The organism is Nonomuraea sp. SBT364, from assembly GCF_001083785.1.
Lineage (GTDB): Bacteria > Actinomycetota > Actinomycetes > Streptosporangiales > Streptosporangiaceae > Nonomuraea.
On record NZ_LAVL01000027.1, the window covers coordinates 24,758 to 41,583 of the forward strand.

At 72.1% G+C, this 16,826-nt stretch carries 14 protein-coding genes; 5 read left to right on the forward strand and 9 right to left on the reverse strand.

The window, feature by feature from the left end:
* Window positions 1-50 precede the first annotated feature (50 nt).
* Genes ADY59_RS52560 through ADY59_RS15500 form a run of 5 tightly spaced genes read right to left on the reverse strand, consistent with a single transcriptional unit; the run spans window position 51 to window position 6,022 of the window.
* On the reverse strand, window positions 51-2,054 hold the full coding sequence (locus ADY59_RS52560; RefSeq protein ID WP_231618736.1) for an SIS domain-containing protein: 2,004 nt from the start codon (window positions 2,052-2,054) through the stop codon (window positions 51-53).
* Complete coding sequence (locus ADY59_RS15485; RefSeq protein ID WP_049562723.1) at window positions 2,051-2,971, reverse strand: N-acetylglucosamine kinase; 921 nt, start codon at window positions 2,969-2,971, stop codon at window positions 2,051-2,053. The genes ADY59_RS52560 and ADY59_RS15485 overlap by 4 nt, the downstream gene beginning before the upstream one ends.
* Complete coding sequence (locus tag ADY59_RS15490; RefSeq protein ID WP_049562725.1) at window positions 2,968-3,798, reverse strand: carbohydrate ABC transporter permease; 831 nt, start codon at window positions 3,796-3,798, stop codon at window positions 2,968-2,970. Before ADY59_RS15490 ends, ADY59_RS15485 begins: the two co-directional genes overlap by 4 nt.
* Complete coding sequence (locus ADY59_RS15495) at window positions 3,795-4,745, reverse strand: carbohydrate ABC transporter permease (protein ID WP_231618737.1); 951 nt, start codon at window positions 4,743-4,745, stop codon at window positions 3,795-3,797. The genes ADY59_RS15490 and ADY59_RS15495 overlap by 4 nt, the downstream gene beginning before the upstream one ends.
* The gene (locus tag ADY59_RS15500; protein WP_049562726.1) at window positions 4,742-6,022 is read right to left on the reverse strand and encodes an ABC transporter substrate-binding protein; all 1,281 of its coding nucleotides are present in this window, start codon (window positions 6,020-6,022) and stop codon (window positions 4,742-4,744) included. Before ADY59_RS15500 ends, ADY59_RS15495 begins: the two co-directional genes overlap by 4 nt.
* Before the next feature lie 139 nt (window positions 6,023-6,161).
* Between ADY59_RS15500 and ADY59_RS49995 the strand changes: the two genes are divergently transcribed.
* The 5 genes from ADY59_RS49995 to ADY59_RS15525 all read left to right on the forward strand — a co-directional run bounded on the left by ADY59_RS49995 (window position 6,162) and on the right by ADY59_RS15525 (window position 11,960).
* Complete coding sequence (locus tag ADY59_RS49995) at window positions 6,162-6,935, forward strand: GntR family transcriptional regulator (RefSeq protein WP_049562728.1); 774 nt, start codon at window positions 6,162-6,164, stop codon at window positions 6,933-6,935.
* 108 nt (window positions 6,936-7,043) lie between these two features.
* Window positions 7,044-8,072: an endonuclease/exonuclease/phosphatase family protein gene (locus ADY59_RS15510; protein ID WP_156325518.1), complete on the forward strand. Its 1,029-nt coding sequence runs from the start codon at window positions 7,044-7,046 to the stop codon at window positions 8,070-8,072.
* Window positions 8,072-9,865 (forward strand): metallophosphoesterase family protein, encoded by a 1,794-nt coding sequence (locus ADY59_RS15515; protein WP_049562732.1) that lies wholly within the window; start codon window positions 8,072-8,074, stop codon window positions 9,863-9,865. Before ADY59_RS15510 ends, ADY59_RS15515 begins: the two co-directional genes overlap by 1 nt.
* A 114-nt stretch (window positions 9,866-9,979) precedes the next feature.
* Entirely contained in the window at window positions 9,980-11,392 is a 1,413-nt protein-coding gene (locus ADY59_RS15520; RefSeq protein WP_197093658.1) for an amidase, read from the forward strand.
* Window positions 11,393-11,537: 145 nt separating this feature from the next.
* Complete coding sequence (locus tag ADY59_RS15525; protein ID WP_082310128.1) at window positions 11,538-11,960, forward strand: ATP-binding protein; 423 nt, start codon at window positions 11,538-11,540, stop codon at window positions 11,958-11,960.
* Between the two features lie 16 nt (window positions 11,961-11,976).
* Here ADY59_RS15525 and ADY59_RS15530 read toward each other — a convergent pair whose 3' ends face one another.
* The 4 genes from ADY59_RS15530 to ADY59_RS15545 form a co-directional block, all read right to left on the reverse strand.
* On the reverse strand, window positions 11,977-14,343 hold the full coding sequence (locus ADY59_RS15530; protein ID WP_049562737.1) for a helix-turn-helix transcriptional regulator: 2,367 nt from the start codon (window positions 14,341-14,343) through the stop codon (window positions 11,977-11,979).
* A 21-nt stretch (window positions 14,344-14,364) separates the two neighbouring features.
* Window positions 14,365-14,583 carry a hypothetical protein gene (locus ADY59_RS15535; protein ID WP_049562742.1) on the reverse strand — a complete coding sequence of 73 codons (219 nt, stop codon included), beginning with the start codon at window positions 14,581-14,583 and terminating at the stop codon, window positions 14,365-14,367.
* 36 nt (window positions 14,584-14,619) lie between these two features.
* A complete protein-coding gene (locus ADY59_RS15540) occupies window positions 14,620-16,053 on the reverse strand; it encodes a DEAD/DEAH box helicase (protein ID WP_049562744.1) in 1,434 nt (477 codons plus the stop codon).
* A gap of 335 nt (window positions 16,054-16,388) precedes the next feature.
* Entirely contained in the window at window positions 16,389-16,592 is a 204-nt protein-coding gene (locus ADY59_RS15545; protein ID WP_049562746.1) for a cold-shock protein, read from the reverse strand.
* Window positions 16,593-16,826 lie beyond the last annotated feature (234 nt).

Consider the following 16,826-nt stretch of genomic DNA (forward strand, 5'->3'; position numbering starts at 1 on the left):
TTCCCGCCCTGCCCTCAAGGCGGCATGCGACACCGGCAAAGACTTCGCCCCTACGGCTCCAGCGGGCGAACCCGCCCGTGGTAGCGCTCGTACAGCGCGGCGTTGTGGCCGTCGCCGCTCGCCAGGTTCGCCGAGACGAACACCGGGACGTCCGCCCCGCGGTCGAGCAGCCTGCGGCAGACCAGCTCGGCGAGCACCTGGGCGATGAGCACCCCGGTGAAGGAGGAGACTGCGCCGACGTGGATCCCCGGGGCGAGCTCGACGGTGGCGTCACCGGCCGGGGCGCAGTTGTCGATCACCACGTCGGCGAGGTCGGCCAGGTGCGGTCCCGCCACCGTGCGCGCCGCCGGGGAGCGGGTGTGCTCCAGCGACGTGAGCGCGATCACGCGATGGCCGTTGGCCCGGGCGAGCTCGGCCATCTCGACGATCGCCGCGTTGATCCCGGAGTTCGACACGATCAGGAACACGTCGGCCGGGTCGGGCCGGGCCAGCTCGTAGATCCGCCCGGCGAGGCCGGGGGCCCGCTCGTACGTCGGGTCCAGGACGAGCTCCGGGTCCACGCCGCCGAACATCACCAGGTCCTTGACCGCGAGCATGCTCACCGCCGCCAGCCCGCCGGCACGGCCGGTGAGCTCCAGCGCGACCGCGCGCGAGTGCCCGGTGGCGAACGCCTGCAGCACCCCGCCGGCCGCGATCGAGTCGGCGACCAGCTCGGCGGCCCGCCGGACGGCCGGCATCTGCGTCGTCAGCACCCGGTCGACGAGCGATCCGGCGCGCACCGCGAACTGCGATTCGGCCATGGGACGGCCCAGCGCCTCGACGGCCTGCACGGCGGCCGCCACGACCCGCTCGCCGCCGCCCTCCGCGACCGGGCTGACGAGGGTCTCGTACGTGGCCGGGGTGCCGCGGCTGGGCAGATACCCCAGGTAGCCGTTGGCGTAGCCGAGAACGATCACCGGCGAACCGTGCGCCGGCGACGCGGCGCGGATGGCCTCGCCCAGTTCGAGGAAGAGCTCGCCCGGCACCGCCACGAGCGTGACGTCACCGAGCCGGACCGCCTGGACCTCGACCTCGTAGGGCAGCGTGCGCCCCCGCGTGAGCAGGTCGCGCGCGATCCGCTGCCCCTGGTGGACCACGCTGCGGCCGCGTTCGCCCGCGCCGCGCGTGTCCGCCGACGAGGCGATGGCCGTGGCGAACTCCTCCGGCGGCTTGGGCGGCAGCTCGACGCGCACGGACACCGGCGGAAGGACGGTCTGCCGGCCCCGCTCCCCCGGCGGCGGGGCGGCGGGCCGCCGATCCCGCTCCTCCCGCGGCGGCGGGCCGACGGGCAGGGCTTCGGCCACCAGCGCGCCGAGCCTGTCGACCTCGGCCAGGTCCCGTCCCCGGCGCGTGTGCCGCGTGCTGATGTCGCCGGCGGCTCCCGTCGCCGCCACGACCCACCGGTCACCGGAGCGCAGGGCCCGCCGGATGCCGCCGTTGAGATCCGCGCTGGCCGCGCTGTTGCCCGCCGGGAGCACCGTGGGATGCACCGGCGAGACCACCACGACGCCCCTGACCTCCCCCTCGGGGGACGAGACCACCAGCGCGTCCACCGGCACGTCGGCGGCATGGCGGTCCGGGAGCACGCGCCGGTCGCCCAGGTCCGCGACGCGCGCCCGGGTCGCGTGCAGCCGCGCGTCCCGCTCGTCGGCGAGCGCGGCCGTGACGGCCTGGAGCGACGCCGCGAGCAGCCGGTCCGCCAGCGTTTCGGGGGTCGGCGCGCCCCCGGGGAAGCATCCCGACTCCGGGCTGGCGTGGGTGTGCGTCGCCGCCACGCAGCAGGAGTCGACGCCCAGGTCACGGACGGCGGCCCGGATGCGCTCCACCACGTCGGCGTTCACGCACACGAGGTCGGCGACGATCAGCGCGAACCGGTGGCCGCCGCCGGCGAAGGTGACGGCGTGCACCTCCAGCGGGTCGAGCGTGCCGGCGATGCCCTCGGTCCGGTCGGCGTACCCGCCCATGGCCTCGCCCCCGACGACGTCGATCAGCTCGACGCCATGCCCGGCTCTCACGCGTGGTCTCCTTCCCGCAGCAGGGCCCGATACGGTTCTTCCGAGTGGAGCAAGGTCAATCCACCTTCCAGGGATGTGGCGAGCGGCGCGACCAGGTCCAGCCCGAGGCCGGACAGGTTCGCTGCCAGGAGTGAATGCAGGAGGTTGCCGGGGGCGAGCACCCGGCCGCTGCAGGAGACGCGCCGGCCCGCGTCCGGCAGCCGCGCCACCGCCGCCGAGGCGAGGGCGGCGAGCGACTCGGCCGCCTCTGCGCAGATGGCGCGGGCCACCGCGTCGCGTTCCGCGGCTTCCAGGACGGCGCGGGCGAAGGCCGCCGTACGCGCGACCAGCGCGGCGTCCCGGTAGAAGCGCTGCAGGGAAGCGAGGTCCGTGCCGCCGAGCTCGGCCACGAGCCGGTCGGCCAGCTCGGTCGGCGGTCCCACGCCGTCGCGGGCCGCCGTGGCGGCGCGCATCCCGGCCAGGCCGATGGCGTGCGCGCTGCCCCGGTCGCCGAGCAGCGGCCCCCAGCCGTCGAGCTTGACGCTGCCGCCGCGGGCGCCGACGGCGAGGACGGCCGTCCCGGTCCCCACGCACAGCACCGTGCCCGCGCCCCGCAGCGCCCCGGCGTGCGCGAGCAGGCTGTCCTCCACCAGGAGGACCGGGCCCGCGAAGAACTCCTCCAGGAGGGAGCCGAGCCGGCCTCTCGGCCCCGGGTCGCCGGGGACGCCGGTGAGCCCGACGACGACGCCTGCCGGGGCGGCCGGCAGCCGGACCGACTCGGCGGCGGCCCGGACGCTGTCGAGGATCCGGGCGACGCCGTCCTCGCCCGGCCGGTACGCCATGCCCGGCCCGACGGCGTACTGCCGCTCCGCGCCGGTGCTCACGAGCAGGCGGAGCTCGGACTTGCCGCCGTCGACGCTGACGTAGGACGCCGTCACCGCGACATCCCCGCCGTCAGCCCGGCGATGATCTGCTTGGTCGCGAACGCGAACACCAGGGCCAGCGGCACGAGCGCGATGACCAGCCCGGCGAACAGGGTCGCCCGGTCGGTGGCGAACTCGCCGAAGAAGCGCGTCAGGCCGACGGGCACCGTGTACTTGGAGTCGCTGCGCATCAGCACGAGCGGGTAGAAGAAGTCGTTCCACGTGGGCGCGAACTGGAAGACGGTGACCACGGCCAGCGCCGGCCGCATGAGCGGCAGCGCGATCGACACGAACAGCCGTCCCTCGTTCGCGCCGTCCAGCCGCGCGGCCTCCTCCAGCTCGCCGGGCAGCCCGCGCATGAAGCCCATGATCACGAAGATCGAGAACGGCACGCCGCTCGCCGCGTACAGCAGCACCAGGCCGGGTCGCGTGTCGATCAGCCCCATGGACTGGAACATGTAGAAGACCGGGAGCAGCCCGAGCTTGGCCGGGATCATCAGCCCCGACAGGAAGAAGGCCGCCAGCAGCGCCCGCCCGCGGAAGCGCCAGCGCGACAGCGCGTAGGCGGCCATCGCCGACACCGCCACGCACAGCGCGACGGCGGCGACGGTGACCAGGAGCGAGTTGGCGAAGTACGTCGAGATCGACGCGGTCTCCCAGGCGCGCACGTAGTTGCCGAGGTCGAGCGAGTCCGGCAGCCCGACCGGCTGCCGCAGGATGTCGGCGTTGCTCCGGAACGAGCCGATCGCCACCAGCAGCAGCGGCCCGAACGCGACCGCGGCGTAGGACCACAGCAGGGCGTGCACGACCAGGACCCGGACGTTTCGGCGTCTCGTCGTCACGGGGTCACCTCCCGGCGCCTCAGGAAGCGCTCCAGGACCAGGGAGGCGCCGAAGACCAGGATGAAGATCATGATGGCGAGCGCCGAGGACTCCCCGATCGCGTTCGTGCCGCCCTCGAAGGCCGTGCGGTAGTAGAGCAGGCCCAGCACGTCCATCGCGCCGCCCGGCCCGCCGTCCGATCCGCCGAGCGCGTAGACCAGGTCGAACAGGTTGAAGCAGCCGATGAAGGTCAGCACGGTGATGACGCCCACCGCGGGCATGAGGAGCGGGAACCGTACGCTCCAGAAGGCCCGGGACGGGGAGGCGCCGTCCATCGCCGCGGCCTCCTCCAGCTCCCGGGGGATGCCGCCCAGCGCGGCGAGGAAGATCAGCATCGGCCCGCCGATCCACTGCCAGGCGTTGACCAGGATCAGCACGGGCAGCGCCGTGTCGGGATCGCCCAGCCACGGCCGGGCCCACGAGTCCAGCCCGACCGCCCGCAGCATGAAGTTGATCGGCCCGAACGTGGGGCTCAGCAGCAGCGACCAGATGTAGCCGACGATCAGCGGGCTGATGAGGTACGGCAGCGAGAAGACCGTCTGGAAGAAGCGCTTGCCCCGGGGGTTGCGGTAGAGCAGGACCGCGAGCCCGAGGCCGACGGTGTTCTGGACGGCCATCGTGCCGGCGAAGAACAGCACGTTGTGCCAGAGCGCGGCGGGGATCTCCTCGTTGAGCGGATACCTGGTCAGCACCTCGCCGTAGTTGCCGAGCCCGGCGAACTCCGCCGGGCGGATGCCCTCCCACCTGAACAGGCCGTAGTAGAACGCCGTCCCCAGCGGGACGACGACGAACAGGCCGTAGAGCACCAGGGCCGGCAGGCAGAACGCCGCGATCCAGGCCGGGGAGGTGCGGCCGGCACGGTAGCCGCCGCGCGCGGCACGCGACGGCCGCGCGCGGCCGGTGGTCACTGGCTGGGCTTGAACCACTGGTCCACGCCCTGCTGGATGTGCTTGGCCGCGTCCCCGGCGCCGGAGCGCCCGGCGACGAACGTGGAGAACGCCTCCGAGGCCAGGTCCCAGGCGGTCGGCGTGCCGCCGGAGAAGTACGCGTAGGTGACGTACGGGCTGGGATCCGCCTGGTAGGCGGCCAGCGCCTGGGCGAGCAGCGGGTCCTCGGGCCGCACCCCGGGCACCGCCGAGATCTGCCGGAGCTCGGTGGCGAACGCCCGGCCGAACTCGGGGGAGGCCATCCAGCGCACCAGGTCCACGGCCGCCTTCTGGTCGGGCGACTTGGCCGAGACGCCGAACGAGCCGTCGACGTACCCGGGGACGAGCGTCCGCTCGGCGGCCGCGCCGGGCGGCGGCGGGACGTTGAAGATGCCCAGCTCCAGCTCCGGGTTGGACTTGCCGAAGGCCGCCAGCTCCCAGACCCCGCCGGGGAACGCCGCGGCCTTGCCGGAGGTGAACAGCGCCTGGGCGTCGACGTAGCTCACGCCCTCGTACTGCTCGGGCCAGTACTCGCTGGTGCTTTTCCACCGGGCCAGCGAGTCGACCCAGGGCCGGTCGGTGAACTTGGCCTGGCCGGCCAGCATCTTGGTGAGGTAGTCGTGGCCGCCGTAGGTCGTCGCGCCGAAGATCTCCTGCTGGATGGGCAGCATCCAGGTGTCGGTGACGGTCGTCGCGAGGGGGACGAGGCCGGCCGCCTTCAGCTTGCCGAAGGCCGTGGTCATCTCGTCCCAGGTCTTCGGCGGGGCCAGCCCGTGCTTGTCGAACAGGCCCTTGTTGTAGATGACGTGCAGGGTCTGGATGGCGAACGGCACGCCGTACACCTGCTTGTCGCTCTCGCCCCGGGCGCCGTCCAGGACCGGTTCGGGGAAGCCGGCCAGCTCCTGGACCTGGCCGTCCAGCGGGACCAGGCTCTTGGCGGCGACGAGCGGCTGGAGCAGCCCGTACGAGCGCAGCTGGGCGACGTCGGGACCGTTGGCGTCGCTGAGCCCCGTCCGCAGGATCGTGTCGTACTCGTCGGCCTTGTAGGGGACGTACTTCACCTTCACCCCGGGATGGGCGTCCTCGTAGAGCTTGAAGATCTTTCGGTAGGCGGCGACGTCCTCCTGCCGCCAGCCCCATACGTCGAGGGTGACCTGTTCGGAGCCGGTCTGTCCGCCGGGGGCGCTCGGGGCGCAGGCCGGCAGTGTCATGACCAGCACCCCGGCCGCCGCGATCAGGCCGCGTCGTGTCAGGTACATACGCATTTCTCCATCGATCGGGCGCTCATGCGATGGACTGGAAGCTAATACTGGTATAGACCGTATGTCAACGGGTGCCGCCGGGCGGGCGTCGCTCGTAGGATGGGGCGCCGACACGACCGAGAGGGGGGAGCCGGCCGTGCCGAGGCCGCGACACGAACCGCGCGACGTCGCCCCGGAGGTGTTCGCGCAGGGCGAGGGCAGCCCGAAGGGCAAGCACATCCAGGACGTCCTCACCGCCCTGGTGCTCGACATGCGCGACGGCGCCCTGCTCCCCTCCGAACGGGTGCTCGCCGAGCGGTTCGGCGTGGCCAGGATGACCGTCCGCGGCGCGATCGACGACCTGGAGACCCGCGGGCTGGTCAGGCGCGTGGCGGGCCGGGGCACGTTCGTGCAGCAGCCCACCCTCACCCACTCGGAGAACTTCCGCTCCTTCAGCGAGGACATGCGGATGCGCGGGATGGTGCCCGGCGCCAAGAGCTACCGGGGCCGCACCCGGCCCGCGCCGCGCGACATCGCGGCCCGCCTCGGCCTGTCCCCCGGCGACCCGGTGCACTACATCGAGCGGGTGCGGACGGCCGACGGCGTGCCCATGGCGCTGGAGCGCACCAACCTGTCCGCCGCCCGCTTCCCGGGGCTGCTCACCGAGATGGGGCGCGACGACTCGCTGTTCGAGCTGCTGGGACGCCTGTTCGGCGTGCGGCTGGAGACCGCCGAGCAGACCGTCTCCATCGCCCGGCTGAGCCGCACGGAGGCCAGGCGGCTGGAGGTGCCCGACTACGACCCGGCGTTCCTGGTGGAACGGGTCGCCGTCGACAACATGGGCAACGTGGTCGAGTTCGGCCGGTCGCTCTACCGGGGCGACCGCTACGTCATCCAGATGCACGTCAGCAGGCCCCCGGCCGCCGGCTGAGCCCCTCCGCGCCCGTCCGCGCCCACCACACACTCTTGCCACACCCGCCACCCGGTGTTACTTTCGCCAAAATACTGGTCTAGACAGGAATGTCTGGGGAGACGCACCATGAGAATCGCAGTCACCGCGGTCGTGGCAGCGGCCGCATTACTCCTGGCGACGCCCACCGTGGCAGCGGCGGAGCCGGCCGGCCACACCGAGCGCAGGATCCGGATGCTGGACTTCAACTTCGCCGGCAACGGCTTCAACGGCGGAAGCACGGGCGCGCCCGTCGACGACACCGTGACGAAGATCCACGAGCAGGGCGCGGAGATCATCGGTCTCAACGAGATGTGCTACACGCAGTGGGTCGCGCTGCGGGACCGGCTGAAGGCCAAGCCGGGCTACGGCGGGCTCACCGAGCAGGTCGTCGTGACGAACCACAACATCCCCAACTGCTACGACGCGGAGGTCAACCCCGGCGGCTGGTACGTCATGGGGCTGCTGAGCAAGCACCCGTCGGACCGGGTGATGTTCGGCGAGACGCCCTATCTGGACCTCGGCTACCACTACCGCCAGCGGTTCAGGAAGCTCGTCTGCGGCGACGTCCACGTGCCCCGCGCGGCCGTCGTGCGCGCCTGCGTGACCCACACCGAAGTGCCCCTGGTCATCATCGACGAGAAGTCCTTCCCCGACGACCCCGGCATCACCGGCGACCCGTACTACGGCCGCTCCATCAACTACGCCCAGTCGAAGCTCATCGCCGACACGATCACGCCGATGGCCGCCCGGATGCCGGTCGCCCTGCTCGGCGACCTGAACGAGCTGCCGTTCCTGCCCTCGCTCACCCACTTCTACGCCAAGTGCGGCGGAACCGGGGTGTTCGACGAGGTCGACGGGGCCGACCCGCGCTGGCGCGGCAACATCAGGCGCTGGCACCTCGGGACCGAGGCGTGCCCGCACCGCCAGGGTGAGTGGACCATGGGCGCCGAAGGTCTCCCCGACGACTACGACCGGCCCTACCAGAGCAACCGGAAGATCGACTACATCTTCGTCGACCGCCGCCACTTCAAGGTCGACTCCCGGTCCGGGTGGGTCGTCTCGACCCCGTACTCCGACCACCGCATCGTCGTCGGCGACGTCGCCCTGAGGCACTGATGCGCGAGGCACTGATGCGCGGGCGGGCGAGAATGTGCGCGGCGGCGCTGGCCGTGGCCCTGCTCCCGGCGGGCGCCCCGCCGGCACAGGCCACGGCGGCCCCCCGGCAGGCGGACTTCCGCATCCTGCCGTACCTGCAGAGCCCGGGTGCCTCGGGCATCACGATCACCTGGTTCACCGGGGACGGCCGGCCGGGACGGGTCACCGTCCGGGGGCCGGGCATCCACGGCCACCGGGTGACACCGGTCACCGGCGAGCCGCAGCCGGACCTGGCCTACACCCAGGCCGAGCTCACCCAGGAGATCCCCGGGCTGGAGCAGGGATCGTGGCTGGCCGGGCCCGGCAACTTCAAGCATTCGGCGCGGATGAGCGGCCTGCGGCCGGGGAGCCGCTACCACTACACCGTCGAACAGGGCGGCGCGACCTTCCGCGGGCGCTTCGAGACCGCTCCGGCCGCCGACCGCTGGCGGCACATCAGGCTGATCGCCATGTCCGACTCCGAGACCGAGCCGCGCGGGCGCGTCCAGCACCGGGAGTGGGCGCCCGGCGCCGGGGCCGCCGGCCGGCCCTCCGCCGACCCGGGTTCCCCCTGGGACCGGACGTACGGCACCACCGTCCTGTCCGGGACGCGCGTCCTGCGCTATCCGCTCACCGAGGACGAGGGCCTGCGGCGCAACCTCGCGGTCGTCAAGGAGAGGTCACCCGACGCGGTGCTCTTCACCGGCGACCTCGTCCAGGGCGGCGGCTACCAGCCGGGCTGGGACGAGTTCTTCCGCCACACCGCCGGCGCCGCCGGTGACCTGCTGACCGGGGTGCCGATCATCCCGGCGTTCGGGAACTGGGAGAGCTTCGGCGCGATCAACGGCGGCTACGGCACACCGGCGGACCGGAGCCCCGTCGTGCGCTCGCGCGCCAAGTTCCACGCCTACTTCGACGCGCCGGAGAACGGCACGCCGGAGCACCGCGACAACTACTACCGCGTCGACTACGGGCCGGTCACCGTGCTGACGCTCGACAGCAACAACGGCGAGCCGGACGACAGCGCGGCGAGCTACCCCCCGGAGCTGAAGCTGACCGGCCGCCAGTACACCGGGCCGGGCACCGACACGCAGGAGAACTTCACCCGCGCCGAGTACGAGGCCGCCGGCGGGCGCGACCTGTCGGACTACCGCCCCGGCGGCCGGCAGTGGGCGTGGGCGGAGGAACAGCTCCGCGACGCCAGGGCCGAGGGTCAGATCGTGCTCGTGCAGTTCCATCACGTCCCCTACAGCAGCGGGGAGCACGGGCTGCCGATGAACCACGCGCTGACCTCGGGCCAGGGCGGCACCCCGATGCGGGTCTACCACCCGCTGTTCGAGCGGTACGGCGTGGCCGCCGTGCTGTCCGGGCACAGCGAGATGTTCGAGCGCAGCTTCGTCGACGACGACGGCGACGGCATCGGCGTGCACTACTACGACGTCGGCGTCTCGGGTGACGGCCTGCGCGGCGTGCGCCGGGACGGGCCCACGCTCGACAGCCCGCCGCTGGCGTACAACGCCTTCAGCCGGTGGACGGCGGACCAGGGCGAGCCCGAGGTGTGGGACGGCGCCCGGCTGCGGTCGGGGGGCAAGCACTACGGCCATCTGGAGATCGACGTCAACCGGGTGCGTGACAGGAAGGCGCGCATCACCCTGACCCCCGTCCACGTCTTCCCGGTCATGGACGACGCCCTGGCCGTGCTGCGCACCGAGCGGCGGACCTACTCCGACCGCGTGGTCATCGACGTCGCCGCCGACGGGACGCCGGCGCGCTGAACCCGATCGTGGGCATCCCCGGCGACGGGGATGCCCACGCCTCCTGGGTGGAACCGTGGGCTTAACGTGTCCCCATGCCGAGCACGTATGCGCTGCCGTGATGGGAGGCAACCCTTGGACCCGTTCGCGTCCGCGGTGCGGCTGGCCGGTGCGATCCGTGCCCGCGACCTCAGCCCTACCGAAGTCGTCACCGCGTACCTGGACAGGATCGGCAGATTCGACCCGGAGCTCAACGCGATCATCTGGCGCGACGACGAGGGCGTCCTGGCCGCCGCCCGCGCGGCCGAACGGGCGCTGACGTCCGGCGACCGGATCGGGCCGTTCCACGGGGTGCCCCTCCCGGTCAAGGACGTGACCTCGGTCGCCGGACAGCCCAACACCATGGGTTCGCGTGGTGTCTCCGACGCGCCCCGGGCGGTCAGCGACCTGGTCGTCGACCGGCTCCTCGATGCCGGCTTCATCCTCATGGGCAGGTCCAACACCGCTGAGATGGGCACGCTCCCCGCCACGGAGAACGCCCGCTACGGACCGACCGCCAACCCGTGGGACCTCACCCGCTCACCCGCGGGGTCGAGCGGTGGCGCGGCCGCGGCCGTGGCGGCGGGTATGGCCCCCGTCGCGCACGGCAACGACGGCGGCGGCTCGCTGCGCATGCCCGCGTCCGCGTGCGGCCTGGTCGGCCTGAAGCCCAGCCGCGCACGGATCCCGCAGCGCGTCCAGTCCTGGTGGGAGTACTGCACGACGGAGGGGGTCATCACCCGCCATGTCGAGGACACCGCCGCCATCCTGGACGCGCTCTGCGCGCCCGATCCGCTCGCCTGGTTCCAGGCACCCGCACCCGGCCGCCCGTACGCGACGGAGCCGGGGCGCCCGGCGGGCCGGTTGCGCGTCGGCCTGCTCCTCGACGCCCCCACCGCCCTGCCGGTCGATCCCGAGTGCGTCAGTGCCGCCCTGGCCGCCGCCGCCCTGCTGGAGGAACTGGGCCACGACGTCTTCCCCGTCACGCCCTTCCTCCTCAGCCCGCGAGGCGCGCACGCCTACGTGGAGACGGTCATCCCCACGTCCCTCCACGTGCATCCCTTCGACGACCCCCGACTGGCCGAGCCGTACAACCGGCACCGATGGGAGCGGGTACGCGACATCGACGCCGGCCGGTACGCGCAGGCCGTGGCGCTGCTGCAGACCGAATCGCGGCAGGTGGTCGCGCAGTGGCGGCGCGACTTCGACGTCCTGCTGACGCCCACCATGGCCGCCCCGCCCCCGCGCCTGGGCGCCGTGCGCGAGGACGCCAACCGGCATCCCGGGACCGCGATGCCCAGCGCCCTGGCCATGGTCTCCTTCACCACGGTGGCCAGCGTCACCGGCCTGCCGGCGATCAGCCTGCCCGTGCACACCGCGGCCGACGGGCTGCCCATCGGCGCGCAACTGATCGGCGCGCCGTTCGACGAGGCCACGCTGATCCGCCTGGCCGCCGCCCTGGAAGAGCTGACCGGCTGGCCGGCCGCGCGCCCACCCCGCTACAGCTGAGCGGCTCGCCCACTACCTACGTGCACGTACCCGGAACAGGTAGTTTCCCGGTTATCCCCGCTGACCCCGCGGCCGACGATGGAGATGTGAGCGATCCGTTCGGGGCTCCGAAGCCCGCTCACCGCCATCTGAGGGGGAGGACGGCATGAACATCTCCGAGTGCGCGACAATGTGCCGGGGCAGTGAGGATCGGCGACACCGGTCGTGGCGTTTCCCGCCCGCCGTCGCCTCCGTGCCGACCGCGCGGCACCGCGTGGGCGCGCAGGCGCGCGGATGGGGATTCGGCGACGGCTCCACCGCCGAATTGCTGGTCACCGAGGTCGTCGCCAACGCGGTCGCCTTCACGGCCGAACCGGTGCACGTGCGGATGAGCGACGCGGCCGGCGTGCTGCGGCTGGAGGTCGAGGAGCACTCCTCGCCCGAGCCGCTGCCCGCGGCCCGGCTGTCCGGGCCCGACGAGGAAGGCGGGCGCGGCCTGTTCCTGCTGGAGGCGCTGTCGTGCGACTGGGGCGTGGACTACACGACCACGGGCAAGATCGTCTGGTTCGAGCTGGCCGGGGAGGCATAGCACGGCGATGACCGGCCTATTCATCGCCCGGTGCCGCGACCTGGTCGAAGTACCATGCGGCGATCTGGGTGCGCGAGGTGAAGCCGAGCTTGGTCAGGATGTGTTCCACGTGCCCCTCCGCCGTGCGGGGCGAGATGACCAGGCGGGCGGCGATCTCCTTGTTCCGCACTCCTTGCGCGATGAGGCGGGCCACCTCGAGCTCGCGCGGGGTCAGTTCGGCCGTCCCGGCGCGCGGCCGGGCGGCCTCGTCGCGACCGGCCGTGGGCGACGGCTCCGGTTCTTGCAGCGCGTACGCGACCGCCTCGTCGACGTCGAGAGCGGCTCCCTGCTCGAAGGCCGCCGCGAATGCCGTCCCGCCCATTCTGGTGCGCAGCGTCGCCTCCCACTGCTCGTGCTCGTCGGCGTAGGCCCGGAACCCCGGCAGCGACAGCCCCAGGATCCGCCGGATGGAGGCCGCCGCGCCGAGCAGGCGCGCGGCCTGCTCGTCACGTCCGTGCGCGGCTGTCGCCCAGGCCAGGGATTCGATGGCCCAGGCGGCGCCGTAGCGGTAGCCGATGGAGCGGCCGATGCGGATGCTCGCGAGAAAGAGCTCGGCAGCCCGCTCCGTCTCCCCCGCCAGCCAGCGCTCCATGCCGCTGACCCACACCCCCATGGACATCTCGCCCTGCGCCCCCGCGTCCTCGGCCGTCTGCCGGCATCGGGCGGCGAACTCGGCCGCTCGCGGATCCCTGCCGAAGACGGCCGCCAGGGCCAGGTAGAAGTCGCCCAGGAAGGGCCACTGCAGCACGTCGTCCGCGACGGCGCCGCCCGCGTTCTCGTACCACTCGACGCTCTGCTCCAACTGGCTGACCGCGTCGTCGTAGTCGCCGAGCAGCAACGCGAGCCGGCCCGACAGGAACTTGACCATCGCCTGCTCGCCCCGGTCCCGCCGGTCGCCGGCCAGCGCACGGCATTCGCCGATCAGCGGTTCCGCCGCGCCGATCTCCCCCTGCATCAGGGCGAACAGCGCCTGCGTCGCCAGCGCCCGGAACCGGGCCGGGTCCGCGCCCGGCATCAACGGGATGGCCCGGTCGAGCCAGTAGCGGGCCTCGCTGAAGCCGCCGGAATAGACCCAGTAGCCGTAGAGCCTCGTGATGATCTTCAAGCCCGCTTCCGTGCGGGCGGGATCGGCCAGGGCGTGGTCGAGCGCCACCCGGAAGTTCGGCATCTCGCGCACCACACTGGTGTAGGAATCCACCTGCGCCGGGGTGAACCAGCTCGCGCGGATCCGCTCGGCCAGTCGCCGGTAATGATCGAGATGGCGGCGCCGCACGTCCGTCCGCGGCTCGCTCGCGGCCAGGCGCTCCGCGCCGTACTGGCGCAACAGCTCCAGCATGCCGTAGCGAGCTCGCGGGCCGATGTTGTCGTGCGTCAGGACGGACTTGTCGATGAGCGCCGCGAGCAGCGGCAGCAGGTCCTCGCGGGCCAGGCCGTCGCCCGAGCACACCTCCTCGGCCGCGTCGAGGTCGAAGCCGCCGGCGAAGACCGTGAGGCGTTGCCAGAGCGTCTGCTCGGCAGGCGAGCACAACTCGAAGCTCCAGGCGACCGCCGCACGCAAGGTCTGGTGCCGGGGCACGGCCGTCCGGTATCCCGGGGTGAGGGCGCCGAGGTGGTCGCCGAGCCTGTCGATGATCTGGTGGAGTGACAGGACACGCAACTGCACCGCCGCCAGCTCGATGGCCAACGGGATGCCGTCGATGAGCCGGCACAGCCGTGCCACGCCGCCGTAGTCGTCACCCTGGCAGAAGCGCGGATCGATGGTCCGGGCACGTTCCAGGAACAGGGTCACCGCTTCGTACCGGCCCGCGTCCTCGGCTGTCAGGCGCCGGTCGTGCGGCGGCAGCGACAACGGCGGCACCACGTAGCGCACCTCGGCGGGGACGCCGAGCACCTCGCGGCTGGTCGCGAGGAGGCGCACCTCCGGGACCGCCCGGAGCAACTCCTCGGCGAAGACGGCGCACGCGTCGATGAGGTGCTCGCAGTTGTCCAGCACGATCAGCGTCCGCTTGTCCCGGACATGGTCGATCAGCGTCTCCAGGGAGGAGCGCGACGCCTTGTCATGGACGCCGAGGGCTTCGGCCACCGCGCGGTCCAACAGCCTGGAGTCCTGCAGGGTGGCCAGGTGGACGATCCACACGCCGTCGGAGAAGGCGCGGCGCAACTTGGCCGCCACGTGGAGCGCCAGGCGCGTCTTGCCCACCCCTCCGGGCCCCGTGAGCGTCAGCAACCGCGTGGAAGCCAGCAGCCGCCTGATGTCGGCCGCCTCCTGCCGACGCCCGACGATCTCCTCGCAGCCGGCCGGGAGGTTGCCCTCCGCCCGCCTCGACGCCGTGATCGGAGCCACACTTCATGCTATCAACGCAGCTCAGGTGAACGAGGTGACGACCGCCCGGTGCCTGTCAGACGCCAGGGGATCGGCCCCCTCCCGGGGCCGCCACGCACCTCGCAACGGCTCGTAGGTGCCCCAATAGGTCATCCGGTCGCCCGGCGGGTAGAAGAACGCGAGGAAGGCGGCGCCGGTGAGCAGGACGACCACGAAACAGTGGACGAGCAGCTCGCTCATCAGCGTTTTGTACACCCTCATGCGGCGTAGTCCTGTTCCGCCGGGCGGTGGGCGCTGCTAGCGGAATCGCCGGCCGTTGCGTCCCGGGCGACGGTTCGCCGCCGCCGGCGGCGGCGTGATGGTCACGGGGATCCCGGAGGGAGCCTGGGCGCCCGTGATGCGCTGCAGCTCGGCCTCGCCCGAGCGGACCTGGCTGGTCTGCGGGACGATCCCGGCGTCGGCCATCAGGCGGCTCATGTCACGGCGCTGGTTGGGCAGCACCAGCGTGACGACGCTGCCGGACTCGCCGGCGCGGGCGGTGCGGCCGCCCCGGTGCAGGTAGTCCTTGTGGTCGCTCGGCGGGTCGACGTTGACGACGAGGTCGAGGTTGTCGACGTGGATGCCGCGGGCCGCGACGTTGGTCGCCACCAGCACCGTGACGTGGCCGGTCTTGAACTGGGCGAGGGTACGGGTGCGCTGGGGCTGGGACTTGCCCCCGTGGAGCGCGGCAGCACGTACGCCGCTGTTCAGGAGGTGTTCGGTGAGCCGGTCCACGGCGTGCTTGGTGTCCAGGAACATGATCACCCGGCCGTCGCGGGCGGCGATCTCCACCGTGGTGGCCTGCTTGTCGGCGCCTTGGACGTGAAGCACGTGGTGCTCCATCGTGGTGACCGCGCCGGCCGAGGGGTCGACCGAGTGGACCACCGGGTCGGTCAGATAACGGCGGACCAGCAGGTCGACGTTGCGGTCCAGAGTCGCGGAGAACAGCATCCGCTGGCCCTCCGGGCGCACCTGGTCGAGCAGGTGGGTGATCTGCGGCATGAAGCCCATGTCGGCCATCTGGTCGGCCTCGTCCAGGACGGTGATACCGACCTGGTCCAGGCTGCAGTCACCACGCTCGATGAGGTCCCTGAGCCGACCCGGGGTCGCGACGACGACCTCGGCGCCGATGCGCAGCGCGTTGGCCTGCTTGCCGATCGACATGCCGCCGACCACGGTGGCCAGCCGCAGCTTCAGAGATCGCGCGTACGGGGTGAGCGCGTCGGTGACCTGCTGGGCCAGTTCGCGGGTGGGAACGAGGATCAGCGCAAGCGGCTGCCGCGATCGGGCACGCCGGCCGGAGATGCGGGCCAGCAGGGCCAGGCCGAAGGCGAGCGTCTTGCCCGACCCGGTGCGCCCCCGGCCCAGGACGTCGCGGCCGGCCAGGGAGTTCGGCAGCGTGGCCGCCTGGATCGGGAACGGCTCGTTCATGCCCGAGCTGGTGAGCACCTCAAGCAGCGCGGACGGCATGCTCAGTTCGGCGAAGGTCGCGGCCGCGGGCAGGCCCGGCGTGACGGTGACCGGGAGGGCGAACTCCCCCTGGGGCGCGGCGGGACGCCGCCCGTAGCCACCGGAACGGCCGGGGGCGGCTGAACGGCCCGGCTTCGGCGAGCCGAATCGGCCGCCCCGGCCGGCGGAGCCGCCCGTACGGGTGGAGGTGTAGCGGTCGTGCGTGCGAGTCGAACGGTTCATGCAGAACCTTCCTTGATGCGGCGCGTATCAAGTGATCCTCGGCACTGTGAGCGGCACAAGAATTGCGAGTACGGGCCGGAGAAAAGACGGGGCCGAGCCGGCGGAAACAGGCTGACCTCATGCGTCGAAATGGTCGGCGTTCTCCGGGAAGAACGGCGGCTGCGCGATACCGGGGCCAGAGAACTGGAGCTCATCGTGGCGCATCCGGTTGGCGGCGAAAGAGTAGATATGTTGCTTTCGCGGTTTGTGACGTCGTCACGGCGCTTGGGTCCATAAAGCAACGCGCTGGGGCCCGCACCCTATGGCGCGGGCCCCAGCTGCGTGGTGCGTCAGTGTCAGGCAGGAACGATGTTCTCCGCCTGCGGGCCCTTCTGGCCCTGGGTGACGTCGAAGCTCACCTTCTGGCCTTCCTGGAGCTCGCGGTAGCCCTGGGCGGCGATGTTCGAGTAGTGGGCGAAGACGTCAGCGCCGCCGCCGTCCTGCTCGATGAAGCCGAAACCCTTTTCCGCGTTGAACCACTTCACAGTGCCAGTAGCCATTTTGCATCTCCTTCGGGGCAGTGCCCGTAAAGCTCGCACCGTGCGAGCCTCGCGTCGCCGCGATGATTACCCCGTCCGGAAAGCACCGGCAATACAAAAGTGCCACCACCGGCACAGGACGCCGGCGAGGGCACTTGAAGTTTTCGGGAACCACAACTGCAACTGACAACAACAGTATCACAGTTCGGGTTTGCCGGAAAATGAGGGCGGCATTTCGTCGGCTACGCCACAAAA